Here is a 26,363-nt window from a genome sequence, read left to right on the forward strand (position 1 = left end):
ACTGCCGTGGAGACCGGATCAGAAAGCGAGTTCCGGCCAGGAGATATCGATGGGAAAAGGAAAATCGGTGGTGATCCGCTCGGAATCCTGCGGCGTCCATTTACCGATCAGCAGGTAGTTGGCCGGGTAGAGCGGATGGACACCGGCCGGAAGCCGGCCGTGGGTGACCTCCAGCGCGAATGCGCGGATCATGGCGATCGCGCTTTCCTCGCGAGCCAGAGTCACCTCCCAGTACCAGGGGATCCCGGCCTTCGCGTACCGCGACTTCTTCTCATCCATATCCGTCTTGGTATTCGACGGCGAGAGCACTTCTCCCGCGAGGAGCACATCATCGCCGTGAAGGTCCTGATAGGGCTCGGCGAGACAGCGGGCGACGAGGAAATCCGGTGTGACGAAATCGGACTTGCCTGTGCGACCGAAGAAGATATTTGTTTCAGTGTGTACCCGCCAGCACTGCTCGGGGTTCCGGTCCATCTCGCTACGGGCGCATCGGCGTAGGCCGCTCCACAACAGGTTGGTGAACTCCTGGTGTTCGGCAGGCCCCCTGCGAACCCACACCACCCGGCCGTCCCAGAGTTCGATCTGCCGGGCGATATCCTCCGGTAGCTGTTCGAGTTCCTCCCACGTCATGTACTCGGGCAGTCCGGGCTGTTCCACGGATCGACGCGACATGCCCATATCGTAGCCGCCTGCCATACCACCCCTCACGGGGTGAACGAGATCATTCCCGGGTGACCAGCAGGTTCACTCGATAGTCGGGCAAGGGGATTTCGCTACTCGACCCCGCCGGCTGCATCGACCGCAGCGCGATCCGGTAACCGCCCGTACGCACTTCGGTGGAGAACTGCGGATTCGAATGGAGTTCATGGGCCGACCGCGCACCGTCCACCGTGACCTCGGTGAGCACCGTCGCGTCGCCTTCCCGGACACAGTTCACCTCGGCGGGGCATCGGCTGTCCTCGGGGACATCGCGAAACAGCACCGTCACCCGGCCCGCATCCAGAACAGCGGTATCACCGCCCGACAGGGTGAATTCGGTGCCCAGTTCCGGAGGTGGCGCCGGCTCGGCGGACGCACAGCCGGCCGCGACCGTCATGACCCCCAGGGCGACTACCCACCGACCCGCACGCGCGGCATTCATAACAGCCGATCCTCGCACAGGGATATCGCCGGGTGAGCCGATTCGGTGCGCTCGGTCTGTATCCGAGCCGAGCGCCGATCGCCGGAGGCTCTGCCTGCGGATGTATGCGCAGCTCGTCGGCACCGAGCATTCCCCAGCAGTCCGGACCACCGGATCCGCTCCGGCCGGCGAGCTCCGATGCCGTCGGACCGGCAACACACCGCTGCGAGGCAGCCTCCCGTCCGGCCGGGCACGGGGTACCGGCCGGACGTTGCGGGGCAGCCGGGTACCGGCGAGCGTCCACCAGGGTTGTGACGTCCTACTTGAGCATCGAACCGCAGTCGACCGGCAGCGTGACGCCGGTGAGGTAACGGGCCTCTTCGGAAGCCAGATACAGCACGGCGTTGCTGATATCGATCGGGTCCACCCACGGCACCGGCAGCGTGTGGAACATCTGGCAGATCGGCGCCATATCGTCGGCGGTCGGGTTTTCCAGATCGGGGCGGAACATCTGGAACGTCTTCTCGTTCATGATCATGGCGGTACTCACGTGCGTGGGGTGCACCGAGTTCACCCGGATCATGTGCTGGCCGAGTTCCACCGCGAAGGCCCGCATCAGACCGACGACCCCGTGTTTTGCGGAGACGTAATGACCGGTCTGCGGGTAGGCCTTCAGGCCGCCGACCGAGCTGGTGAGCACGATGGAACCACCGCGGCCGCCCTCGAGGATGTGCGGGACACCGGCTTTCACCGATTTCCACACACCGCTGAGGTTGATATCGATCGTTTCCTGCCAGACGTTCTCGGCGGTTTCGGCCAGGGTGTCGCCGCCGCTGGCGATGCCGGCGTTCGCGACGATGATGTCGAGGCGCCCGAGGTTTCCGACCCCCTCGGCGAGGGCTTCCTTCAGGCCGTCGGCGTCGCGAACGTCGACCTCGGCGGTGACGATTTTGCGACCGGTGGCCTTGACGAGTTCTTCGGTTTCGGCGAGATCGGCGGGTGTCGCCGGGGGGATCTCGGCCGTGTCGATCGGCTTACAGATATCGATGGCGATGATGTCGGCGCCTTCTTGGGCCAGCCGCACCGCATGGCTGCGGCCCTGGCCGCGGGCCGCGCCGGTGATGAACGCGACCTTTCCTTCGACCCGTCCGGTCATGACTTCCTCTTTTCTCGTTTCGGCAGCACACCTGCCGTTTTACGTTGCTGCGTACGGTGTTTCAGGAGTTCGGCGTGTAGGTGATGTGCAGCTCGGTCAGGCCGCGCAGGATGAAGGTCGGCTCGAACTGGAATACCGGGTCGTCTACGGAACCGTGCTTTTCCGGATCCACCCGGATATCGAGCATCCGATCCAGGATCCGTTCCAGCGATACCCGGCCTTCCACCCGTGCCAGCGGGCTACCCGGGCAGGTGTGCACACCGCGGCCGAATGCCATGTGCTCGCGAAAGTTCGGGCGGGCGAGATCGAATTCGTGCGGGTTCTCGAAACGCCGCGGGTCGCGGTTGGCGGCGCCGGGGCAGATCATCACCAGATCACCGGCGGCCAGCGGCACATCGCCGACCTCCACCGCCTTCTTCGCGAGCCGGAAACCGCTTTTCACCGGCGCCTGCATGCGCAGGGTCTCCTCGATGAAGACGGGGATCTTGCTGCGGTCCGCGCGCAGCGCGTCCTGCAGGTCGGGGCGGGTGATCAGGAACTGCATGGCGCTGCCCAGCAGTTTGGCGGTGGTCTCCTGTCCCGCGGCGAAGAGGAATGTCGCGGTGCGCACGACCTCGGTGACCTCGGGCGTCGACCCGTCCGGGTACTTCGCGCCGGCCAGCGAGGTCAGGACATCGTCGCACGGGTTGCGCCGCCGGTCGGAGATCAGCTCGCTGAACAGGTTGTCCAGCCATTCCAGCGGGTTGACGGGCACGATCTCCTTGTCGATCGAGCCCACGGTCGGCCCACCGGCCAGGTTGATCCGCAGTTCTTCGTGATATTCCTCGGGAACACCCAGCAGGTCCGCGATCACCAGCAGCGTGAAGACCTTGGCGTAGGCGCCGAGGAATTCGCATTTCCCGTCGTCGATGAATTCGTCGAGCTGTTTATCGGCCAGTTTCCACATGAACTCCTCGTTCTCCTTCAACCGGGAGGGAACGAGCAATTTGTTCAGCAGCGATCGGGCGTCGGTGTGCTCCGGGGGGTCCATCGTGACCATATGTTCGAACATCGGCAGCTCGGTGCGATGCGCGGCGATCTGCGCGGTGATGTCCTCGCCTTCGGGGGTGAACGGGAGCGGCGGGAACGGCCCGCCGACGGCGATACAGGAGGAGAAAGAGTCCGAATCGCGCAGTACGTCGTTGGCTTCCTGGTAGCCGGTGACGGCGTACACGCCGTAGTTGGGTTCGCGTGTCACGGGGCATTTGGCGCGCAGATGGTCGTAGTAGGGGTGCGGATCGGGCACCAGCGCCGGGTCGGTGAAGTAGTCGACCGTATCGAAATCGGTCACGGGAACCTCCTGTTGTCAGCAGAAATAGGCGCTCGAGCGCGGATCACCGGTTGATACGGAACGGCCCCTTGCTGAGCGACCGCTCAGATGTGATGCTGAGCACATGCTTAGCATGGTCGGCACGCGGCCGTCAACAGTCGCCGCTCGCGGGATACCATCCCCGGTGATCACGAGACCGCCTCGGCCGCGCGGATATCCAGGAGGAGACACGACCATGTCAGCACCCCGCCGGCTCGGCGCACCCGATGCCAAGAATCGCACCGTCCTGATGGACGCCGCCGAGCAGTTGATGCTGGAACAGGGATGGGCCACCGTGACCTCCCGGCGCATCGCCGAACACGCCGGACTCAAACCGCAACTGGTGCACTACTACTTCCGCTCGATGGACGAGTTGTTCCTCGAGCTGTTCCGGCGCCGCGCCGACCAGGGTCTCGAAGCACTGGCACAGGTCCTGAAATCCGAACGTCCGCTGCATGCGCTGTGGGAGTTCAGCACGGATGCCACCGCGGCGCGCTTCACCATGGAGTTCGTCGGCCTGGCCAACCAGAAACCGGCGGTCCGCGCCGAGGTTGTGCGCTACTCCGAACAGTTCCGCGCCGCCCAGACCGAGGCTCTGGGCCGGATGCTCGCGGACTACGGGGTCGATACCAGCCGCTTTCCCGCCGAAGTGCTGTCGGTGCTGATGACCAGCGCCGCGCGGATGGTGGTGCTCGAGCAGGCGCTCGGAATGACCGCCGGGCACGCCGAAACCTTCGCGTTCGCCGAACGCGAGATCGACCTCCTCGAACCCGAGCAGTAGACGTACCGAAATCATTTACCGCGGTTCATCACCCGGTCCGCCGCTGCCCAGTGAGCATCGGCGACCCAGAGTTCGGCGAAGGCATCCACCGCCTCTTGGGGCGTCGCGCCGTCGACCACTCGTTTGATCGCACCGGCGGACGGGTTGGCCAGAGCCCGGGCCAGCGAACGCCAACCCGCGTCGAATTCCGCGCGCGGCAGGACCCGGTCCACGAGCCCCAGCCGTTCGGCGTCGGGCGCCGTGAGAATCTCGCCCGAACCGGCCAGCAACAGCGCCCGGCTCCGCCCGACCAGCCGCATCAGCCGCTCGGCCCCACCCCAGGCGGGCATGATCGCCAGCGCGACCTGATTGAACCCGATCTTGATATCGGCCGCCGCGATCCGGATATCGGCCGCGACGGCCACCTCGGCCCCACCACCCAGCGCGTGCCCGTTGAGAGCGGCGATCACCGGCCCGGGAAATCCGGCGAGTTTGTCGCATACCTGCCGCATCTTGTTCGCCATGGCCGCGGCCTGCTCATGGGTTCGCAGCGCGGCAAGTTCCTTGAGGTCGCCGCCGGAAACGAAGGCCTTGTCGCCGGCACCGGTGATCACCAGCGCCCGCGCACCCGCCGCTCCGTCTATCGCTTTACCGAGCTCGTCCATCGTGTCCAGGGCGATGGCGTTGCGAGCGTGAGGGCGGTTGATGGTGACGACGGCCAGTCCGTCCGCCAGTTCGAGCTCGATCACGACTTGTTCTCCTCGACGGAAATATGATTCTCTTACATAGAGAACCATATACTTTCCGCTGGTTTCCGGCGCTCGGATCGGGAGTTCGATATATGCCGCATTCATGGCACACGAGCGAAGACCCCACACGGTCACACTCCGCTACCGGACCCGGCCTCCCCACCCGCCGGGTTCCCGCCGAGCTGGCCCGGAGCTATCGCGAAGCAGGCTGGTGGACCGATGAAACACTCGGCGAACTCCTCGCCCGCGGTCTCGCGGCATCCCCCGATACGACCTTCGTGGTGCACTCGCACACCCGCCCGTACACCGGCACCTTCGGCGACGTGGAGCAGACCGCCAGGCGGCTGGCGGCCGGATTGCACCGGCGCGGGGTGGGCCCCGGCGATACCGTGGCCTTCCAGCTACCGAACTGGATGGAGGCCGCCGCCACCTATTGGGCTTGCGCCCTACTGGGCACCACAGTGGTGCCGATCGCGCACTTCTACGGCCGCAAGGAGCTCGGCTACATCCTCGGCGCGGTCGGCCCGAAAGCGTTCGTCACCTGTGAACGCTTCGGCCAGAACGAATTCGACCCGCAACTGTGCTCCGCTGTTCCGGTGGTGGGTGTGGTCGGCCGGGATTTCGAGGATCTGCTCGACTCCGAACCACTGACCGGCACACTGGCCACCGATCCGGACAGCCCCGCCTGTATCGCCTTCACCTCCGGTACCACCCGGGCACCCAAAGGGGTCGTGCACAGTCACAACACTCTGGCCTACGAGGTGCGGCAGCTGGCCGGGATGTATCCGCCGGACCGGGGCGATCAGCTCACCTCTGCCCCGGTCGGGCATTTCATCGGCATGCTCAATGCTCTGCTCATCCCGGTGCTCGACGGTACGCCGATCCATCTGCTCGATATCTGGGACCCGGGCTGGGTGCTCGAGCTCATGGCCACCGAGAACATCTGCGTGGGCGGCGGGGTCAGCTATTTCATCACCAGCTTGCTCGACCATCCCGATTACCGCCCCGCACACCTGGCCCAGTTGCGCTACGCCGGACTCGGCGGCGCCGCGGTACCGGCCGCGGTCAGCACTCGGCTCGAAAACCTCGGGATCCGGGTCTTCCGTTCGTACGGCAGTACCGAACACCCGTCGATCACCGGCTCGCTGGCCACCGAACCCGCGGACAAACGCCTGTTCACCGACGGTCACGCACTGCCCGGCGTGGAGTTCCGCATCGCCGAGGACGGTGAGATCGTGAGCCGCGGACCCGATCTCTGCCTGGGCTACACCGACCCCGACCTCACCGCCCGCGCGTTCGACGCCGACGGCTGGTACCACACCGGCGATATCGGCATCGTCGACGCGGACGGATACCTCACCATCACCGACCGCAAATCCGACATCATCATTCGCGGCGGGGAGAACGTGAGCGCCCTCGAGGTGGAAGAGGTGCTACTCACACTTGCCGGCGTGGCGGAGGGGGTGGCGGTGGCCGTCCCGGATACGCGACTGGGAGAACGCACCGCCGCGGTGGTGCGCTGCCTGCCGGGGCACGCCGAACCCGATATCGAGACACTGCGCGCACACTTCGCGCAGGCGGGACTGGCCAAGCAGAAATGGCCGGAGGAACTCCATATCGTCACCGACTTCCCGCGGACTCCCAGCGGAAAGATTCAGAAGTTCGTCATCCGGCGCGAACTGGCCGCGGCGTACGACGAAGCCGTCAGGTCCGGCAACGAGGCCATTGCGACCGAACCTATATGAGAATACGATTCTCGTAAATAGCCAAGGAGGATTTCATGAGTAAAGTCGAGCTGCCCTACCAGCTCTTCGACGCGGACAACCACCTCTACGAGACCAAGGAGGCGCTCACCCGGCACCTGCCCGAGAAATACAAGGGCGCCATCCAGTACGTCGAGATCAACGGCCGCACCAAAATCGCGGTGCTCGGCCAGATCAGCGAATACATCCCCAATCCCACCTTCGAGGTCGTCGCGCGCCCGGGCGCGATGGAGGACTACTTCAAGCACGGCAACCCCGAGGGCAAGAGCCGGCGCGAGATCTTCGGGAAGTCGATGAAGGCGATCGACGCCTTCCGCGACCCGGAGGCACGACTGAAGGTCATGGACGACCTCCAGTTGCAGCGCGCACTCATGTTCCCGACCCTGGCCAGCCTGGTCGAGGAGCGGATGCGCCACCACCCCGAACTGATCCACGCGGTGATCGAATCACTGAACCGCTGGATGCTCGACGATTGGGGCCAGGACGGCAGCTTCGTGCACTCCGGCCGGATCTTCACCGTTCCGGTGATCACCCTGCCGATCGTCGAACGGGCGATCGACGAGCTGAACTGGGCCGTCGTCGAGCATGGCGCCAAGGCCATCCTCGTACGCCCCGCGCCGGTACCCGGGTTCAAGGGCATGCGCTCGTTCGCACTGCCGGAGTTCGATCCGTTCTGGAAGCGCGTCCAAGAACTCGATGCGCTGGTCACCATGCACTCCTCGGATAGCGGCTATTCGCGTTTCGACGCCGAATGGGACGGCAGCGATGCGGAAATGCTGCCGTTCCAGACCAATACGTTCGCCATGACCAACCAGTGGCGCCCAGTCACCGACGCGGTCGCCTCCTGGGTCTGCCACGGCGCGCTGTACCGCTTCCCCGACTTGAAGATCGCCGTGATCGAGAACGGTTCGGCCTGGCTCGAGCCGCTGCTGCAGCAACTGTCGGATGTCTACAAGAAGGCGCCGGAGGGCTTCGGCTTCCGCGATCCGATCGAGGCCATCAAACGGAGCCTCTACGTCAGCCCGTTCTGGGAAGAGGACCTGGAACGCCTGTCGCAGGTCATGGGCGAAGACCATGTGCTGTTCGGCTCCGACTGGCCACACCCGGAGGGCTTGGCCGAGCCCGCGCGCTACATCAACGAGATCAAGGACATGCCGGTGGCAAAGCAGGCCAAGATCATGGGCGGCAACCTGGCACGGCTGCTGAAGGTCTGAGCAAACCTTATGACCTGGGAAACCATCCCGCAGCTGGCCCTGTCCACCGCCGACCGCTTCGGTGACGCCGAAGCGGTGGTGGACGGGGACCTGCGGTTGACCTATACAGAACTCGCGGACCGCATCCGGCGGGCCGCGGGCGCGTACGCCGAAGCCGGGATCGGCAAAGGCGACCGGGCGGCCCTCTGGGCACCCAATTCCGCCGAATGGATCATCGCGGCACTCGGCCTCATGACCGCGGGCGGCGTACTGGTACCGGTGAACACCCGGTTCAAGGCCGAGGAAGCGGCCGATGTGATCCGCCGCAGCGGTGCCAAAGCGCTACTCGTACAAAAAGGCTTCCTCGGCGCCGACTATCCGGCGCCGCCCGGAGTTGCGGTCTTCGATCTGAAATCGGATTTCCTCGGCAGCGGCGCACCGCTCGAATGCGAAGTGGCCGGCACCGATATCGCCGACATCATCTACACCTCGGGCACCACCGGGCGCCCCAAAGGCGTGATGATGAACCATCTGCAGACGCTGCGGCTCTATACGGAATGGTGTGATCTGGCCGATCTGCGCGAAGGCGATCGCTATCTGATGGTGAACCCGTTCTTCCACACCTTCGGGCTGAAGGCGGGCATCGTCTCCTCGCTGATCCGCGGCGCGACGATGCTGCCGGTGCCGGTGTTCGATGTCGGCAAGGTGCTCGAGCTGGTGGAGAAGGAACGGGTCACCATGCTTCCGGGCGCGCCGACCCTCTACCATTCCCTGCTCGAGTACGAGGGCACACGCGATATCTCGTCGCTGCGGGCCGCGGTCACCGGGGCTGCCGATATCCCGGTCGACCTGATCCGCCGTATCCGCCAGGAACTGCCCTTCCAGTCCATCATGACCGGATACGGGCTCACCGAAGCGGGTACGGCGACCGCATCCCGCCCTGGGGACACCTTCGAGCAGATCGCCACCACCGCGGGCACCGCCTGCGACGGCATCGAACTGCGTATCGCCGACGACGGGGAAGTGCTCATCCGCGGGTACAGCGTGATGCAGGGCTATCTGGACGATCCGGAGGGTACCGCCGCGGCGATCGACGCCGACGGCTGGCTGCACACCGGCGATCTGGGCAGTCTCGACGAAGGCGGCCGGTTGAAGGTGATCGGGCGCAAGAAGGATATGTACATCGTGGGCGGATTCAACGCCTATCCCGCCGAGATCGAGGGATTCCTGCTGGAACATCCGGCGGTCGCCCAGGCGGCCGTGATCGGTGTCCCCGACGAGCGAATGGGTCAGGTGGGCAAGGCATTCGTGGTGACGCGCGAAGCGGTCCGCGAAGCCGATCTGATCGCCTGGGCCAAGGAGCGAATGGCCGGATACAAGGTCCCGCGGTCGGTGGCCTTCCTCGACGAGCTTCCGCTCAACGCCACCGGCAAGGTGATGAAGGACCAGTTGCGCTGAGCACGCCCGAGCACTTCCACGATCCGCTCCGATCGTCTCGACCCGGCACCGGCCGCGGTGTATCGTCGAACACAGCCGAGAGCGCAATTCTCATAATCGGAGATTTTTACTCTCCCAGCCCGGGCGCGCCCGGCGTCGACCATGAACAGCGAGGAATCCGGTGAATATCGACGACATGATCCTGGTGAGCATCGACGACCACGTGGTCGAGCCGCGCGATATGTTCGACAACCACGTGCCGAAGAAGTACGCCGAGTACGTGCCCAAGGTCGTCGTGGACGACAAGGGCATCGACCGCTGGATCTACCGGGACCGGCCGACCGGCGTCACCGGCCTGAACGCGGTCGTCTCCTGGCCTCCCGAAGAATGGGGCTACGACCCCGCCGGGTACGCGGAGATGCGGCCCGCGGTCTACGACATCCACGACCGCGTCCGCGATATGGACGCCAACGGAGTCCTCGGCTCCATGTGCTTCCCGACCTTCACCGGCTTCAGCGCCGGGCATCTGAGCCGCGGCGGGATGGACGAGATCACCGTCGCGATGATCTCCGCCTACAACGACTGGCATATCGAAGAATGGGCGGGCGCCTACCCGGGCCGGTTCATTCCGATCGGGATCCTGCCGCTGTGGGAACCGCAGCTGGCCGTCGACGAGATCAACAGGCTCGCCACGAAGGGCTGCCGCTCGGTGACCATGCCGGAACTGCCGCATATCGACGGTTTGCCCAGCTACCACGATATCGATTACTGGGGCCCGGTGTTCCAGGCGCTCTGTGATAACGACACCGTCATGAACCTGCACATCGGCCAGGGGTTCGGCGTGCTGAAACTGGCCCCGGACGCGCCGATCGACAACCTCATGGTCCTCGCGCCCAGCATTTCGCTGATCGGCGTGCAGGACCTGCTGTGGGGCCCGGCTTTCCGTAGCTACCCGAAGCTGAAGGTCGCAATGTCGGAGGGCGGTGTCGGCTGGATCCCGTTTTTCCTGGACCGCTCCGACCGGCACTACACCAACCAGCGCTGGCTGCGCCGCGATTTCGGTGGAAAGATGCCCAGCGAGGTTTTCCGTGAGCATGTCATGGCCTGCTACGTCACCGACCCGACCTCGCTGAAACTCCGGCACGAGATCGGCATCGACAATATCGCCTGGGAATGCGACTACCCGCATTCGGATTCGCTGTGGCCGGGCGCCCCGGAGTTCGTCCTGAAGGAGCTCGAGGAAGCCGGCGCCGACGATTCCGATATCGACAAGATCACCTGGCAGAACGCCTGCCGCTTCCTGAACTGGGACCCCTTCGCTCATCAGGCCCGCGAGGAAGCCACGGTCGGTGCGCTGCGTGCCAAGGGCGCCGATGTCGACCTGTCCACCACCACCCGCCAGGAATACGCGGATCGCTACGCCGCCAAGTACGCGAGCTCATCCGGGTAGGAAATCTCCTCTCCGCAGCGGATTCACGCCGGCCGCCGGTCCCTGGTCACCACTGATCCGGGGGTCGGCGGCTGCCGTAGCCGGGCAGGTGAGCTGCGCATTGGTGGCCTGTCGGACCCACTCGATAATCTGCCGGGATGGTCCGACCCGATCCGGCGCTGCGCCGTTTACTGCGAGAAACGCAGAAGTTGCTGGAACCGTATGGATTCCACGGCAGCGATCCGCGCTGGATACGTATCGCACCGGGCGGTGTCGCCGCCGTCGGGCGCACTCGGGCGTCCCGCACCTGGACCGACGGGCACCAGGTACTCCGATTCGACCTGCACCTGACTGCCACACCGGCCGCGTGGTGGGAGTTCGGGAATTGGCGCAATTCCCGGCTGGGCCTACCCGCGATACCACTGGAACAGGCCACGGGCCCCGATCTGCTCACGACGGGCAACGTCTCCAGCGAACCGGCCGGGCCGTGGAGCCTGCGATCCGCGCCCGACGGGCATGTCCTGCAATCGGATATCGACACTATTCGCGCCGAACTCCCCCGCCGGATCCACGCCTGCGCACGCCGCGCCCTGCAACTGGTCGAACCGGACCGCTACCTCGACGAGCTGCTCGCCCGAGCAGATCTGCACATCGGCACCTGGGAGACGATCGTCGTCCTGCTCGCCGACCGCGGGCCGGGCCCGGAGCTCGACGATGCCGTAGAACACCTCCGGGCGTGTTTCGCCGGCCGTGAGCTACCGGCCTACACCGAGGACGTCATCGCCTACGCACAGAACAGAAGCGCCCTGGTCTGACTCGACTCACCCACGGAAATCGGCCCGTGGCCCTTTTACAGGTCCCGGCGCAGGTATCCGACCGTGGCGCCGGCGCGCGACCGCAGTCGACCGCGACTCCGCGACCAAGCGGCCGGCACGTTTTCGCGCCCACGCCGACCCTGTCGCCCGCACCTCGGCGACGCCGCAGGTAGGGGAATAATCCGGTAGTACGCCTTTCACCCGTCGCGCCGAACCGCCCGGCCGGCAAGCAGCTCGCGCACCAGGTTCCGGACACACTCCCGGCCTGTCGGCGAGCACGACGCGGGCGCCGGGACCGAGCCTCGGGCACGGGCGGCGATCGTACGGAACTGCTGGGCTTCATCTCGCCGGACGACCGGAACGCCCACGATGGCCCGGCTTTCCGGGGGCGAGAGCCACTCACCCGGTGGCCTCGGCAACGACAGAGACGGAGCACTCACCGCAATCCGCGGCCGCCCGCGCCCGCAACTCACCGAGTTCGCGGACCTCGTCGCCGGCCTGCCTGGCCAGCGCCGCCAGCAGTGGGTCGTTGGCGCTGCCGTGGAAGCGGGCCGGGAGGGTGGCCGTGTGGCGGTCGCTGGATTCCGTCGAGCTGTATTCCGGCTACGCGGCCGCACCGCGCCTGATCTCCACGACCCAGGCCCCCACTCCCGACCGGACCACATGCCGTGGCCGGGGATGAGGTCGCCCGGGAGGCACTGGCCCCGGGCGGCCGGTCGAATCGGTGCCCCAGCCGATTTCCGCCGAACCGGGGTCGCCGGCCTCCGGCGCTGTCCACACGCCGGTCCGAAGACTCCTGCCATACCGGGGAATCCGCGCCGGACCAGCCCTTCCGTACAGCGTAAGAACGCGCTACCGTGACCGAAAAGGCCTACATGAGAAGGAGCCCGGAATGTCGATCGGCGCGACGGTGAACAAGCATATCCAGGAACTCGGCGGCGGATTCATGTTCTCCCGGGAAGCACGTACCTACGCCACCGAAACCGGGATCGACCAATTCTTCGGCCCCTACACCCGCGGCCGTGGCGGTGTGCTCGGCGAGGTGGATGCCGATGTCGTCACCGCGGCGTTCGGGTTCTTCCCGGGGCATTCGGTCCGCGCCGCATGGGAATCGGTTTCGCTGCCCGCCGAAAAAGCCGCGCAACGCTACGCACTGGCCTGCCAGGAATTCGGCCGCCGCAAACTCGGTGCGTTCGAGGACGCAGCGCGCCTCGCAACACTCATGGAAACCGTTGCGGAAGCAGCCGACCCCGCCGGGGCGCCGCTGTTCGCGGGCTGGCGGGCGATGCCCCTGCCCACGGACCCCGCCGCGCGAGTCATGCAACTCGCGCACGTCCTGCGCGAACTCCGCGGCGGGTTGCACCTGATGGCCGTGCGCGCATCCGGTATCACTCCGCTACAGGCCGTCCTGGTCTCCGGCTCGCCGCTCAACGACGGCCCCGGGCAGGCCCGCTGGTACGGCTGGCCCGAACCCTTCGAAGAGACCACCGCCGATATCCGCGCGCGCTGGCAGCAGGCGGAATCGATCACCGATACGCTGATCGCCCCGGCGTTCGCGGTCCTCGGCGACGCCGATGCCGCCGATCTCGTCCGGCTGACCGCTGCCGCCCACGCCGCAACCTTCGCCCGCTGAAAACACCGGGGGCATTCGGGAGCTGAACCGGCCCTCGGTGCGAGTGGCGAGTGGCGGCACCGACCGGGCCGACCTCGGAAGCCGGCGGGTACGGGCTGCCTACATCGGGATACGAGCCTGTCGGTGGTGTCGTCGTTGTCGCGGTTCGGCAGAACCTTCGGTGGACGAACCTCCACGAACAGCGGTTCGGAATCCTGGAGCCCGGAACGGGATCTGCCGGTTCCGAGACGCTCCGCGGTCGCGGGTCGATCATGCGGACCGGCCGGTACGCGATCGCAGCAGGATCCCCGGCGGATGACCGTGTCGAGGTGATCGGCAGGTGCCGGCGCGCGACCACACCATGCGTGGCCGCGCGCCGCGGAATGCGCGGGAAGTCTCAGGTGCCGAGCAGCCGGGCGCCGAGTACCGGCCGAGGGAGACCTATCGGAATTCCGGCGCCCCTCCTCGATGAACAGCACCGTCGTGGATATGCAGGATCGCATCGGCCCGGTTCACTGTCTCGGGGTCGAGCGGGAAATAACCGTGGGCCGGAGTGTGGTCGGTTCGCGTGGTGGCGGCGGAGATTTCGGAGGGCGCTACGAACCCTCGGGTGGCGGCCCGCCGCTGTAGGAAACCCTCGTAGGTGCCGGCGTCGGGTTCCGGCATACCGATGGTGTCGTCACGACCCAGACTGCCGATCACGACGGAGTACCGGGGTCCCAGCAACGACCCGACAACGGCGCCGGCGCTGGACCACTCCAGATCCATATCGCCCAGGCGCATCCGGCTCGTATTGCGCTGCAGGTGCAGGTTGTGGGCAAACACCAGGGTCGCCCCCCGTCCGGCCTCGATACGCCGGATATCGAGCAGGTTCCGGGCCATGAGCGCGTCACGGGTGGCGCACATCCGGGTCCACCGGGCCTCCTGTCCGGCGAGTTGCGCTGCCTGCCGGTGGTACCGCAGCATCCCGAGACCGGCCGTCAGCTGGGTTTCGGCCCGGAGCCACTGGGCCTGCGAGGTTTTCGTCACCAGTTCCGGTGCACGCGCGTAGAGCTCGGTGAGCATATCGTCGGCCAGTACCCGGAGCACGTCCGCCTCGCGCGTGGCGCCGGGCGATTCGGCCGGGTCCATGACCGCTTCCGTGCGGTGCCAGCGTTCGTCCGCGCCCGCCGGACCGGCCACGTCGTAATCGAGCCCCAGGTAGTCGCGGGCGTATTCGAGATACCGGCGCGGGCTCGGCGCGTTCATGGTCTCCATCGACCCGTCGAAGCCGTGGAATGCCACACGTTCTCCGGTGGCCCGGTCCTCGTTGTATTGCCGCATCCAGGCCACCAGCTGCCGGTTGGCCTCCGGCTCGCCGAAACCGTGCGAGAAGCCCGCCCGCATGGCCTCGTCGAGCGTGCCGACCCCGTGCCGCACGTAGTCGTCGACCACGAGCGCGGCCACGCGATCGCTTTCGAGCGCTATCGATCGGAAGCCGCGACCGGTCAGCTCGGCAAACAACTCGTTGCGGGTCCAGGCGAAAGCGGGTTCCAGGTGGGTCGGTTCACCGAATCCCAGCAGCTCGGCGGCGCCGATATCGAAGATATCCGTATCGAAGTTCATTTCTTCGATCGTATCTTTGAAAGTCCGGTTGAGACTTTCGCAGTAATTTACGCAGTCCAGAAGATTATAGTCTCAAACGGTGAAAACACTGCGCCCGGCCGATCTGGCCCGCGAGCACGGACTGTCCACGCAGGCTGTCCGGAACTACGAACGAAACGGGTTCATTCCCACCGCGGAGCGCACTGCCAGCGGCTATCGCATCTATACCGAAGCGCACGCCGCGGCCCTGCGCGCCTACCTGGCCCTGGTCACCGCCTACGGCCACGCTCTCGCCGGCCGGATCATGACCGGGCTCCACGAGGGCGACCTCGACACCGCTCTGGAACTCATCGATCGAGGCCACCACCAGCTATTGCGGGACCGCGAAACCCTCGACGCGGTACGAAAGGCGATCGGCCATCTGACCACCGTCAACACCGCGGACCACGCCACCGGTCCCACCGCCCGCACTGTCGGCGAACTCGCCCATCATCTCCGCGTCACCCCCGCGACCCTGCGCAAATGGGAAGCCGCCGGCATTCTCACTCCCGCCCGGGACCCGGCGACCGGATACCGGGTCTTCCACGCACCCGATATCCGCGACGCCGAACTCGCCCATCTGCTGCGGCGCGGCGGCTACGGGCTCACCCATATCGCCGGCGTGGTGGAACAGATCCGCGCGGCCGGTGGCACCGCTGCCCTGGCCGCCGCGCTCGACGGCTGGCAGCACACACTCACCGCGCGCGGAGTCGCGATGCTGGTCGCAGCCGGTCTGCTCGGGCGCTATCTGCACGACACCGAACGGAGGTGATCGGCTTCAGCTGCCGAGGACGACGGGCAGCCCGCGCAACCCGTGCAACGCGCGCGATTGCAGAGGTTCGGTCTTTCCCGCGATACGTGCGTCCGGAAATCTTTCGAAGAATCGCCGGACGGCGATGGCCGCTTCCGCACGGGCCAGGGCGGCACCGATACAGAAGTGGATCCCGGCACCGAAGGTGAGGTGGCGGTGCGGTTCCCGGCGTCGGGGGTCGAATACGTGCGGGTCGGTGAAGATTTCCGGGTCACGATTCGCGGCGGCGAGCAGCAGCACGATCGGCGTTCCGGCGGTGACGGCCCGACCGGCCAGCCGCGTATCGGTTTTGGCGACTCGGACGACGTACTGGACAGGGGTGTCGTAACGCAGGGACTCTTCGACGACCGCCGTGTAATCACCGTCGGCCGGATGCAGACCGGGCTGCCGTAACAGCATGTGCAGCGCGTTTCCGAGCAGATGTGTGGTGGTACCGAAACCACCCACCAGCAACATGCTGCAGGTGGCGATGGCCTCGCGCAGGTTCAGCTGCGCCGGGCATTGCTGTGCCAGACCGGCGATGAGCCCGGCGTTCCGCGGTTCGGCCTGCTCCAGACGGTCCTTGAAGTACGCAGTCATCTCGGTGACGAGAGCTCGCGAACGCTGTCGCTCCTGCGCTGTTCTGGCCCCGTCCAGCAACGAGGCCAGAACGTTTCCCCAGGCGGCGAAGCGCGGAGCGTCCGTCTGCGGCAGGCCGAGAATATGCGAGATCATCGCCATCGGAACGGCTTCGGCGTAGTTCGTGATCAGGTCGGTGACCCCGCCGCGCGGTAACTCGTTCAGGCAGTGTTCGACACTTTTCTCGATCCGCGGCGTGAGGTCGGCGAGCGCGCGCCGATGGAATGTCGGCGCGGCCAGGGCCCGCAATTCCGTGTGCCGGGGCGGTTCGAGTTTCAGAAAGGAGTCGTCGACCGGATGGACGAGCGTCACATCGCCGGCGGCATTGCGCCGGCGTGCCGACGCACCGATCGGCGCCGGGCCGAAGTCGCCACCGGAGAGAACCTGCTGACACAGTCCGTGCGAGGCGGTGAACAGCAGGCCACGGCGACTGGTGGCCAAAGCGCCCCGGGCACGGACCTTCTCGTATTCCTTGTGCCGGTCGGCCCCGGGGCGGGCCCAGAGGATCCGCGCGCCCGGGTCGCCACGAAGGACATCGGAGAAGAGCCGTGCCTTTTCCAGAGACATTGCTGCCATGATCGGTCTCTACCCGCCCCTATGCGCCGGCAGCCGGCTGAGCGGTGACCTGCCGGGCGGGGTGGTAGCTGGACCAGTAGTACTGTCGGTAGAAGTTCTCGGCCAAATTCACCCAGGTGTTCAGATGGTCGAGATCGCCCAGGAACCGGTGCATGTTGACGAGCAACCAGCTCCATACGGCCTGACTGTCCCGGCAGTTGTCACAGTCTCCGGTGGTGGCACAGTACTGGACGCTCTGGTCGGTCCGGTACGCGTTGAACCGGCCGACGATCGGATGCCCCTCGGTCAGGCGTTTGGCATGCGCGGGATGATCGTTGCTGATGCTGGGGCAGGTTTCGGCGCCGAAGGTGCCCCAATGCGTACGCCCGGTGACCAGCGTACGGAAGTAGTACGGGTCGCCGATTACCGTATCGGGGTAGGTTTCGCGCATCCGGGTCATTTCCTCGATTGCCCGTTCTTCGTTGTGTAGCCGGGCAGTGGGGTCCGTGCCGTTGTCGCTGTAGTAACCGAAGTTGATCTGGTTGCCGTTTTCGGCGATGGCCTCGACAGTTCGTTCCAGGTACGGCATTCCGGCTTCGCTGAGCGTGTAGACCCAGGTGGCCCGTGGGTCACCGGTGTAGGTGCGCAATGCCTTGTCGAACAACCCGGTGATCCGCCGGCCGTTGACGCCGTAACCGCGCAACTCGTCGTCGACCGGCCCCCCACCCCACAGCGATACTGCGATGGCGAGGTCTTCCAGCCCGTCGTAGGGAATCGGCCGCGTCCCGTTCGTCACCACCGTGACATTGCGAATCGTCTCCGCGAATACGCGCACCCGGTCCAGGACGAGGGCCGGTTCACCGCCGATCAGCAGTGTGCTGGTGATCCTCTTGTTGTCCCGGAGATCTTCGGCAAATGCGCGGATCGTCCCCAGATCGCGGATTTCGACGCTCTGCTTGTCCATATCGTGTTCGAAGAACCAGCAGCCCTTGCACCGCAGGTTACAGGCGTCGGTAACCCACACTTCCACCGTTCTGATTCCCCGGGCTACTTCGTTCACACGCATCAATCGTTCGGCCAACGCCGGATCCTCTTGCGCGAGTTCGAATGCTCGGGTTAATATGCGTTCCTTACTCGGCCTGACGTCCAGGAAAACGGGCTGAGCCACGACATCCTCCTCGGGGCGATGCGGCAAGTTCTGCGCGCTGCTAGAGTCACCGGCTAGCCGAACATGCCCGAAAAACGACAGTGCTGCCGATGCGTGGCCGAATCAACGGGATTCGGCGGTGGTTGGTAAGAGAGCGGATACGGAGCGGTCCTACGGAACTGAAATCATTAGCGCCACAAAGAATTCTAGGATAGCCCTGGTGACAGCGCGAGGCCCCAGCATTATCCTTGACATTTTTATAACAGTTCCAGCCTGAGTCCGAACTAATTCCGACGCGACGGCATACGTTGCGTAACTTTTACATGCGTCCACAAGGGTTCGCGGGGCGGTATGCTCGCGTCAGCGTGAATCTCCCACAGCTCCAACGTGAATCACTCGCGGTCGTGAATCACCCACGGCGCAGCCCGCTCCGGCCACACCGCAGCAACGTCACGGCCCCAGCGGTGGCGACGGCGGAAACCTCACCGGCATCGACGACAGCGCGCGGTGGAAAGGCCCCGGCCGCCAATGCAGCTCCTCGGGCCGGCAGGCGAGCTGCACCTCGGGAAGCGCGTCGAGCAGCTGATCGATCGCATTCTGGGCAACCATATAGGCAATCGACCTTGCCGGGCAGGTATGCGGGCCCGACCCCCACGCCAGATGCGCGTTGTTGTCGGTGTACTCGCCCGAGTGGATCGCCGGATCGTTGTTACAGGCCGACATTCCGATGAGGACCGGCTGGTCGGCGGGCAGCCATACGCCGTCGAGCATGATCGGCTGCCTCGGGTAGCTGAGACAGTAATTCGCCATCGGCGGGTCGGTGTAGAGCAGCTCGTTGAGCGCATCCCGGGTCGTCGGTGCCACGCCGGAAGACGATGCGCCGGTGAACCGCGGGTCGGTGATCATGAGAAGCAGGGTATTGACCGTCAGATTGGTCAGCGGCTCGATACCCGCCCCGTACAGCACGGCCAACTGGTGCACCATCTCCGAGTCCTGCAGCTGCGCGGAGTGCGCCAGCAGACGAGAGGTGACGTCACGGCCGGGTTCGGCGCGCTTGAGTGCGACCAACTCCAAGAGCGCTTCGTTGATCTGGGCATCCGCTTCGGTGGCGGCGGCACCGCCTTCGAACATGGCGGCCATACCGGCAGCGATGTACTGCCCGAGATCTGGCGGGCATCCCAACATGGCGTTGAGCACCTGAAAGGTCAGCGGAAAAGCGTACTGGCCGATGAGTTCGGCCTTGCCGTCCATACAGAAATCGTTGATCAACGGGGTGGCGACCGCTTCGACGTTCTGATGCATGGAGAACAGATCGACCCCGTCGAGAGCGGCCGTGATCGCCTGCCGGTACCGGGCGTGCTCGCGTCCGGTACTACGCATCACATTGGGCCGCCACGCCATCATGGGCATGAGCGGATGATCGGCGGGAACGGCCTTCTCCCACGAACGCGCGTCGGCCGGAAAATGTTCGGGGTCATTGAAGATTCGAATGGCGGTGTGGTATCCGATCACCAACGTGGCCGGAATACCGGGCGCCAACTCCACCGGCGCGAGAGTTTCGTGCCTACGACGCATTTGATCGAACCAACGATGCGGGTCGGCGGCGTACTCCTCGGTGTACAGCGCGACACGCGGCGGGGTACCGGTCCGGGCGGGGGCGGAGTACGGGCAGCCGACAGTGCCGGTTTCGGGCGACGGTAGGGACTTGGCCAAGGCCTTGGAACTCCAATGAAAGCAACAACAACAGACCAGAATTTGTCTCAGTTGGGACATCTCCTGTGTCGGAACATTATTGGTGTAGCGAACGGACCGCAACCCGGCGGGAAGTGCGTTCTGCCACTGCGGGCCGCAACGGCACGGTCATCACCCCCCTCGTCCAGGCAGCCCGGTCTGCGATGGCGGTTCGCAACGAGTCAGAAACCTCGCAAACGGTCGGGAACCACCCGGATCGGCACCGAATACTCGGCCCGGAACTGCTCGGCCGTCATGGACAGGCCCGCCAGCCCATCCCGGTACTTGTCGAGATAGGCCGCGACCTCGTCCGGGTCGGTCGCCAGTTCGAGCCGGGCGGAGCCACCGAACACGACGATATCGCCGCCGGATCCGGTGCTGTTGAAATGCAGCGCCACCCGGGGGTCGAGTGCGATATTGCGAAGCTTCGGCCGGTCGGGCTGACTGAAGATGAGGAAGGACCCCGCCTGCCAGTGGAACCAGACCGGGTTCGGTTGCGGGGTACCGGTGGGACCGACGGTGGTCAGCCAGACGATCTCTTCCTTGTCCAGGCGGGCGGCCACCCGCGCACCGAACTCCGTTTCCGGATCGAATAATTCTTTGACCTGCGGTGTTTCCATGGGCCGACCTCCAGATCGTCGGGGAATTCGCCGGAACAACACCCTCACCCGCGCACCGTCTCCCCGCAAGAGCGACGACCGCGGCAAAACCGTAAGCATTCGATAACGGCCTGTTTTATAGGTCTCTATTCCGTATAAAACGGGCTCCCGCGGGACACTTCCGTGCGAAACTCCTGCCGTTCGTCAACCCCTCTGAAAGAAGACGCCATGAGAACACTCGCCCTGCTGGGTACGACCGCACTCGCCTTAGCCGCCGCCGGTACCGTAATCGCCCAGCCCGCCGCAGCCCAGCCCGCGGAATGTCACTCCTCCTACGAGCCCTGCGTCCCCGTCACCAGTGACGTCGACTGTGCGGGCGGCAGCGGTAACGGGCCGGAGTACACCGGGCGGGTCCGGGTGATCGGCCCCGACGAATACGATCTGGACCGCGACGGCAACGGGATCGGCTGCGAAGACAGCTGATCCGCACAGTCCCCCGGACACCGTCACCACCAGGCGAGCAGGGGATGCAACGCGCGCCCGAGTGGCCCGGCCAGGGAACGGGAAAAACTGGCGCTCAGATGATGTTCGTCGTGGTAGGCGAGAATATTTCCGACGACAACCGGGCACAGATCATCCGTACATACGGCGTCACTGAGGTCGATGGGGAAGACATTCGGAAAATACGACGCAGGTTCGAGACCGGGGTTGATCTCGTCCAGGGCATCGATGCGGCGCATCCCGCAACCGGCCGCCGTCCCGCCGAAAGCGAGACAATCACCGGCCCGGTACGGGACACCACCGTCGCGGCGCAGCCATGGAGTATCGCGGATCGTGATCACATTCAAGCCCTGATCGGCCAGCGCCGCCCAGACGTCGAGATAACCGGGCGGTGTTTCGTCACCGCTTTCCAGACGCGGATGGGTGCCGATGGTGAACACCCAGTCGGGTCGATCGGTCCCCAGCCGGTCGATCACGTCCCGGGACCAATCGCGGCAGTCCGGGATCGCCTCCCCCTTGTAGGTGGCGTCTTCCGCGAGTGTCAGCGCGCAGCCCATCTTGAGGTAGGTCCGGATGCGGAAATCATGCTGGTCGGCGAGGACCTGCAGGGCCGGCAGCCAGTGCTCCACATGCGAGCTCCCTGCCATGGCCAGCGTTCGCTCCGCATCCGGATCGCCGTACGTACAGGTCACGACGTCGCGAGTATCCCAATCGGCGATACAGCCGTCCACTGTCGAGGGCGGCAGATCGGCGGAGACCGCCAACGGGCTCGGACGTACCCGGGCCTCCGGAACGGGTGCACCGGATGCGAGCGCCTCCGCACCGGGGTAGCGGACGGGGTCGAGAGCACTGGGCACGCTCGCCCGGTCTACGACGAGTATTTGCCAGGCGACGGTTACCGTGACCATCGCGACCGCTACCGCCGACACCGTCACTCCCGCCACCCGCCGGTACCGCGAGGACACGGCATCCGTCGCGGGCCCGGCCCCGGCCCCGGAGCGTAGCCGCAGCGGCTGTTCGACCCAGCGATGCGTACACCAGGCGAGCACAAACGACAGCACGACGATCGCGAGCCCACCGGCCAGCCCCGCCCGCGGCTGGTCGCGGTAGGCGAGGTAGAAGATCAGGATCGGCCAATGCCACAGATACAGGGGGTAAGCGATATCGCCGAGTTTGCGTGCCACCGGGGCGGCCAGGATCCGGTTCGGCCACGGCCGGTCCTCCGGGGCGACTCCGGTACCGGACAGGATGAGCGCCAGACAGGCGCCGACGGGTAACAGTGCGGCCGGTCCCGGGAAACGGTTTGCGCCGTCGACGATCAGCCATCCACATCCGACGACCCCGGCCAGTCCCGACCAGGCCAGTACATGCCGCAACGGTCGCGCCGGTGACCGGATCGACGCCGCGAGCACCAGGCCCGCGCCGGCCAACAGCTCCCACCCCCGGGCGAAGCTGTCGTAGTAGTTCCAGCCCTGATAGGTGGCAGTACCGTACGCCGCATACACGAACGACGCGGCCGCGGCCGCGGTGATGACAGCGCCCAGTACCGCCCGCACCCGCCCGAGACAGCCCAGGTGCCGGCACAACGCGGTCACCACCGCTACGACGAGCAACGCCGCCAGATAGTACTGCCCCTGCACCGACATCGACCACAGATGCTGCAGCGGGCTCACCGACGGGTCCGCCGCCAGATAATCCGACCACGTCCACGCGAGCTGCCAGTTCTGGTAGTAGAACAGCGACGCCACCGTCTGTTCGGCGATATCCGCCCATTGGGTGTAGGGACGCAGGACCACGGCGGCGCCCACGACCGCGACGAGCACCACGACCAGCGCCGGCAGCAGACGCCGCAAGGTCCGGCGCACGATGGACCACACCTCTACCGACCCGGTACCACCGGCCCGGCGTAACAGCAGACCGGTGAAAAAGAAGCCGGACAACACCAGGAAGACATCCACACCGCCGGAGACCCGGCCCATCCAGATGTGGAAGACCACCACCAGCGCGATCGCCACTCCGCGCAGACCGTCCAGGTCCGCGCGATAGGCGGCGGCCGTGGCCGATTTCGCGCCGGGCCGGGGCTCGGCCGATACCGCGGTGACATCGCCGGCCACCGCACCGAGTCGACCGGGTGTTCCGGCCGGCCCAGGCGTGGGTCCGAGTGAATGCGACGCAGCCATGACCAACCGTTCCCTTACCCGTGTGGAGCCGATCGGTCCGTCCCGCGGCCGGGGCCCCCGCCTCGGCGGCGGCCAGGCCCTGCCGTCCGCCGACCGTGTGCCCTCCCTGTCTCACCTGTTCTCCACTGTATCGGACACCGACAACGGGCCCGGAACCCTGCGCAGGTCGTCGGCACCACGCCGCTGCCCCGACAGTGCCGCCACCGGAGGTGTCGGCGGGCATCCCGTGAGCACTCCCTCTCGGGCGCGAAACACAGTAGGGACGCCCCTCACCGACGGGCACGGTATCCCGGGTGGTGCGCGACTCCCTCCGGGGCGAGCGGCCCGGCAGGCACCATGGAACTCGACGGGCACCGTTCCGGGGGGCGGGCCGGGTTTGTCGGTGGGTACACCGATGCGGTAGACAGGTCGCGTTTCATAAGCATGGGTAAGGGTTTTTCGTGGTCGACACGCTCGCAAGGACGGACGCACACACAACGCAGGCATCGCCACCGACAACCCGCCCGTACAATCACACCGCCGATTTCATGCGGGTTGCGCTTTTCACCCTGGTGGTCGCCACGCATACGCACGGCACCACTCCCGATGTCGCCGGTGGCAGCGGATTGCTGGCCACTGTGGGGCACACCACTCGGTACGGGTTCGTCGCGATCACCGTTTTCGTCCTGTTCCTGGGCTATTCCGGTCGCAAAGTCTCGCCCGGTGTCTTCTGGCGACGGCGCTTCGGTCAGGTCGTCCTGCCGTATCTGGTGTGGTCGGTGCTCTACACGGTCTTCCTGGTCTGGTGGGACGATTCCACCCCGATGCCCGGCGCCGGGGAGCTGGCCCGCGATTCGGTGGGCAGCATCCTCACCGGCGACGGCCGGTATCACCTGTACTTCCTGCTCATCTCCATGCAGATCTATCTACTGTTCCCGGCGCTCCAGTGGCTGATCCACCGCACCGCCGGCCATCATCTGGAACTGCTGGCCGCTGCCGTCACGCTGCAACTGGGCATATTCATGTTCTTCGACTGGCCCGGCGCGACCGCGGTGCTCGGCTGGAGTCCCCAGCTGCACCTGTGGAAAGCCTTCCCGATGTACGCATTGTTCGCGGTGATCGGCGCCCTGCTCGCGGTACATTTCGAGCGTATCGACGCTTGGGTCCGCGCGAATATGCCCGTCGTCGTCGGAGTGGCCGTGCTCGGTTGCGCGTACGGCCTGGTGGGGCATCTGCGGGATGCGGATGCCGGTATCGACTCCACACGCCACTCCTCGCCGTGGAACCCCCAGTTCCTGCCACTGTTCGTCGGAGCCCTGGTCCTGCTGTACCTGGTGGGGATGGCGTGGAACGATCGCCGCGGGAGCGGCAACGGCCCGGTCGGGCGGATCGTCAGCTATGGCGCACTACGCGCATTCGGTGTGTTCGCGGTGCATCCGATGATGATCGACGTGGTGTACCGGGTACTGCCGGTGGACTGGATGCTCGACCCCATCCCGCGCTTGCGATCGGCGATTCTCACGCTCATCGTGCTGGCCGCCAGCCTCTTGGTGGTAGAGGTCGCCTTGCGCACACCGTTGAGCAGCGCCCTCGTCGCCCGGCCGCGGCAGCCTGTGCGGCGCCGGAAAACCGCCCACCAGGCAGCCTAGGCAGACGGGGCAGGGCTCTCTCCAGGCCTCGACCGCAGCGCCGAGTGTCGAACGGGCCCGACCCGTACGACCGCCTATCTTCACTGGGATGATCCCCGCTGAGCTGCCCCGACTCCGGTCGTCGTCCGGTCGCTGGATCGTGCTGGCCACCGTTCTCGGCTCTTCGGTGGCGTCACTGGACGCGACGGTCGTCAATATCGCCCTGCCCCGCATCGGCGAGGCGCTGGAGACCGATATCGCCGGACTCCAGTGGACGTTGAACGGTTACACCCTCACGCTGGCCTCGTTCATCCTGCTCGGCGGTTCCTTCGGCGACCGGTTCGGCCGGCGCAAGGTATTCGTGGCCGGCGCCGTGGGTTTCGCGCTGGCGTCGCTGCTGTGCGGCGCAGCGGTGACGGTCGAGATGCTGGTGGCCGCCCGGGTACTACAGGGCGTGGCAGGCGCAATGCTCACACCGGGCAGTCTCGCGCTGATCTCCGCTTCCATCGACGATCGCGATCGGGGCGCGGCGATCGGGCTGTGGTCGGGGTTCGGCGGGGTGGCGGGCGCGCTCGGCCCCTTTCTCGGTGGCTGGCTGATCGATGCGGCGGGCTGGCGGTCGATCTTCTTCATCAACGTGCCACTGGTACTGGTGGTGGTTCTGGTCTCGCTGCGGCATGTGCCGGAGAGCCGCGACCCGGACGCGGCGACAAGGCTGGACATCCCCGGCGCTGTGGTGATCGCGGCCGCGCTCGGCGCGCTGACCCTCGGGCTGATCGACACTGCCCCGCTGCTGGTGGGCGCCGGTGGGCTGCTGCTGGCGGCGTTCGTTGCGATCGAGGTCCGCAGCGATCACCCGCTCGTCCCGCCCGCGCTGTTCGCCTCGCGTGTGTTCACCGTGGCCAACCTCGTCACGCTTGCTGTCTATGCCGCGCTCGGCGGGGTGTTCTTCCTGCTGGTCCTCCAGCTGCAACTGGTGGCGGGATACTCACCGCTGCTGTCGGGTGCCGCCACCGTTCCGGTGACCCTCCTGATGTTGCTGCTGTCGGCGCCGGCCGGCCGATGGTCCCAGCGCCACGGGCCACGTCTGCCCATGACACTCGGGCCGCTCATCGCGGCAGCCGGACTGGTGTTGCTACTGCGGATCGGCCCGGACGCGGCCTACGTGGTGGACATCCTGCCCGGAGTGCTCGTTTTCGGCCTGGGGCTCTCGGTACTGGTCGCGCCACTGACCGGGGCAGTGCTCGGGGCGGTATCGACGAGCGAGGCGGGTATCGCCTCCGGCGTGAACAACGCGGTCGCCCGGACGGCGCAACTGCTCGCCGTGGCGGCGTTGCCCGGTCTGGCCGGCCTCTCCGGTGCGCTGGACGATCCCGCGGCCTTCGATTCGGGGTTCGCGGTTGCCCTGTGGATCTGCGCCGGGTTGCTGCTCACCGGCGCACTCCTGGCGGCAGTGCTGCTACGCCCGGCCCGGCACGCACCCGACCTGGACTCCGTCGAATGCCTACCGCAGTGCGCGATCAGCGGCCCCGCACTGGCGCCGGAACACGCCCCGGAGTGATCCGGCGGACCGACGTGGTACCGGATACACGTCCGGCACCACGTCATC

At 66.2% G+C, this 26,363-nt stretch carries 22 protein-coding genes; 11 read left to right on the plus strand and 11 right to left on the minus strand.

Features of this window, described 5'->3' with window-relative positions:
* Window positions 1-18: 18 nt before the first annotated feature.
* From NFL01S_RS14400 to NFL01S_RS14415, 4 genes are all read right to left on the minus strand, one after another.
* Window positions 19-672 carry a Uma2 family endonuclease gene (locus NFL01S_RS14400; RefSeq protein ID WP_062975901.1) on the minus strand — a complete coding sequence of 218 codons (654 nt, stop codon included), beginning with the start codon at window positions 670-672 and terminating at the stop codon, window positions 19-21.
* A gap of 49 nt (window positions 673-721) precedes the next feature.
* Complete coding sequence (locus tag NFL01S_RS14405; protein ID WP_157116536.1) at window positions 722-1,141, minus strand: hypothetical protein; 420 nt, start codon at window positions 1,139-1,141, stop codon at window positions 722-724.
* A gap of 298 nt (window positions 1,142-1,439) precedes the next feature.
* The gene (locus NFL01S_RS14410) at window positions 1,440-2,276 is read right to left on the minus strand and encodes a mycofactocin-coupled SDR family oxidoreductase (protein ID WP_062975365.1); all 837 of its coding nucleotides are present in this window, start codon (window positions 2,274-2,276) and stop codon (window positions 1,440-1,442) included.
* Between the two features lie 61 nt (window positions 2,277-2,337).
* Window positions 2,338-3,606 (minus strand): cytochrome P450, encoded by a 1,269-nt coding sequence (locus NFL01S_RS14415; RefSeq protein ID WP_062975367.1) that lies wholly within the window; start codon window positions 3,604-3,606, stop codon window positions 2,338-2,340.
* A gap of 214 nt (window positions 3,607-3,820) precedes the next feature.
* On the opposite strand from NFL01S_RS14415, the gene NFL01S_RS14420 reads away from it, so the two are divergent.
* Window positions 3,821-4,405 (plus strand): TetR/AcrR family transcriptional regulator, encoded by a 585-nt coding sequence (locus tag NFL01S_RS14420; protein ID WP_062975369.1) that lies wholly within the window; start codon window positions 3,821-3,823, stop codon window positions 4,403-4,405.
* 11 nt (window positions 4,406-4,416) lie between these two features.
* On the opposite strand, the gene NFL01S_RS14425 is transcribed toward NFL01S_RS14420, so the two are convergent.
* Window positions 4,417-5,133, minus strand: coding sequence for an enoyl-CoA hydratase/isomerase family protein (locus tag NFL01S_RS14425; RefSeq protein WP_174555686.1), 717 nt, complete (start codon window positions 5,131-5,133; stop codon window positions 4,417-4,419).
* Between the two features lie 92 nt (window positions 5,134-5,225).
* Between NFL01S_RS14425 and NFL01S_RS14430 the strand changes: the two genes are divergently transcribed.
* The 6 genes from NFL01S_RS14430 to NFL01S_RS14455 all read left to right on the plus strand — a co-directional run bounded on the left by NFL01S_RS14430 (window position 5,226) and on the right by NFL01S_RS14455 (window position 13,403).
* A complete protein-coding gene (locus NFL01S_RS14430) occupies window positions 5,226-6,878 on the plus strand; it encodes an AMP-binding protein (protein WP_084492674.1) in 1,653 nt (550 codons plus the stop codon).
* A 35-nt stretch (window positions 6,879-6,913) separates the two neighbouring features.
* Window positions 6,914-8,110: an amidohydrolase family protein gene (locus tag NFL01S_RS14435; protein ID WP_062975371.1), complete on the plus strand. Its 1,197-nt coding sequence runs from the start codon at window positions 6,914-6,916 to the stop codon at window positions 8,108-8,110.
* 9 nt (window positions 8,111-8,119) lie between these two features.
* Window positions 8,120-9,547: a FadD3 family acyl-CoA ligase gene (locus NFL01S_RS14440; protein WP_062975373.1), complete on the plus strand. Its 1,428-nt coding sequence runs from the start codon at window positions 8,120-8,122 to the stop codon at window positions 9,545-9,547.
* Window positions 9,548-9,707: 160 nt separating this feature from the next.
* The gene (locus tag NFL01S_RS14445; RefSeq protein ID WP_062975375.1) at window positions 9,708-10,976 is read left to right on the plus strand and encodes an amidohydrolase family protein; all 1,269 of its coding nucleotides are present in this window, start codon (window positions 9,708-9,710) and stop codon (window positions 10,974-10,976) included.
* A 137-nt stretch (window positions 10,977-11,113) separates the two neighbouring features.
* Window positions 11,114-11,770, plus strand: coding sequence for a hypothetical protein (locus tag NFL01S_RS14450; protein WP_062975376.1), 657 nt, complete (start codon window positions 11,114-11,116; stop codon window positions 11,768-11,770).
* An 892-nt stretch (window positions 11,771-12,662) separates the two neighbouring features.
* Entirely contained in the window at window positions 12,663-13,403 is a 741-nt protein-coding gene (locus tag NFL01S_RS14455; protein WP_062975378.1) for an SCO6745 family protein, read from the plus strand.
* Window positions 13,404-13,823: 420 nt separating this feature from the next.
* Here NFL01S_RS14455 and NFL01S_RS14460 read toward each other — a convergent pair whose 3' ends face one another.
* Window positions 13,824-14,987, minus strand: a complete 1,164-nt coding sequence (locus NFL01S_RS14460) for an erythromycin esterase family protein (RefSeq protein ID WP_062975380.1) — start codon at window positions 14,985-14,987, stop codon at window positions 13,824-13,826.
* Window positions 14,988-15,066: 79 nt separating this feature from the next.
* On the opposite strand from NFL01S_RS14460, the gene NFL01S_RS14465 reads away from it, so the two are divergent.
* A complete protein-coding gene (locus NFL01S_RS14465) occupies window positions 15,067-15,777 on the plus strand; it encodes a MerR family DNA-binding transcriptional regulator (protein WP_062975382.1) in 711 nt (236 codons plus the stop codon).
* Window positions 15,778-15,783: 6 nt separating this feature from the next.
* Here the strand turns inward: NFL01S_RS14465 and NFL01S_RS14470 are convergent, their stop codons facing one another.
* The 4 genes from NFL01S_RS14470 to NFL01S_RS14485 form a co-directional block, all read right to left on the minus strand.
* A complete protein-coding gene (locus tag NFL01S_RS14470; protein WP_084492675.1) occupies window positions 15,784-17,010 on the minus strand; it encodes a cytochrome P450 in 1,227 nt (408 codons plus the stop codon).
* Window positions 17,011-17,029: 19 nt separating this feature from the next.
* Window positions 17,030-18,157, minus strand: a complete 1,128-nt coding sequence (locus tag NFL01S_RS14475; protein ID WP_063915959.1) for a radical SAM protein — start codon at window positions 18,155-18,157, stop codon at window positions 17,030-17,032.
* 429 nt (window positions 18,158-18,586) lie between these two features.
* Complete coding sequence (locus NFL01S_RS14480) at window positions 18,587-19,909, minus strand: cytochrome P450 (protein ID WP_245670693.1); 1,323 nt, start codon at window positions 19,907-19,909, stop codon at window positions 18,587-18,589.
* Between the two features lie 140 nt (window positions 19,910-20,049).
* Entirely contained in the window at window positions 20,050-20,487 is a 438-nt protein-coding gene (locus tag NFL01S_RS14485) for a TIGR03667 family PPOX class F420-dependent oxidoreductase (RefSeq protein ID WP_062975393.1), read from the minus strand.
* Between the two features lie 207 nt (window positions 20,488-20,694).
* On the opposite strand from NFL01S_RS14485, the gene NFL01S_RS14490 reads away from it, so the two are divergent.
* Window positions 20,695-20,949: a hypothetical protein gene (locus NFL01S_RS14490; protein WP_062975395.1), complete on the plus strand. Its 255-nt coding sequence runs from the start codon at window positions 20,695-20,697 to the stop codon at window positions 20,947-20,949.
* Between the two features lie 23 nt (window positions 20,950-20,972).
* Here NFL01S_RS14490 and NFL01S_RS14495 read toward each other — a convergent pair whose 3' ends face one another.
* On the minus strand, window positions 20,973-23,081 hold the full coding sequence (locus tag NFL01S_RS14495) for an acyltransferase family protein (protein ID WP_062975397.1): 2,109 nt from the start codon (window positions 23,079-23,081) through the stop codon (window positions 20,973-20,975).
* Window positions 23,082-23,674: 593 nt separating this feature from the next.
* On the opposite strand from NFL01S_RS14495, the gene NFL01S_RS14500 reads away from it, so the two are divergent.
* Window positions 23,675-24,775: an acyltransferase family protein gene (locus NFL01S_RS14500; RefSeq protein WP_084492677.1), complete on the plus strand. Its 1,101-nt coding sequence runs from the start codon at window positions 23,675-23,677 to the stop codon at window positions 24,773-24,775.
* An 88-nt stretch (window positions 24,776-24,863) separates the two neighbouring features.
* Window positions 24,864-26,315 (plus strand): MFS transporter, encoded by a 1,452-nt coding sequence (locus NFL01S_RS14505; RefSeq protein WP_062975401.1) that lies wholly within the window; start codon window positions 24,864-24,866, stop codon window positions 26,313-26,315.
* Window positions 26,316-26,363: the final 48 nt, after the last annotated feature.

Origin of the sequence: Nocardia flavorosea NBRC 108225 (assembly GCF_001613385.1) — a bacterium.
GTDB classification, from domain to species: Bacteria; Actinomycetota; Actinomycetes; order Mycobacteriales; family Mycobacteriaceae; genus Nocardia; species Nocardia flavorosea.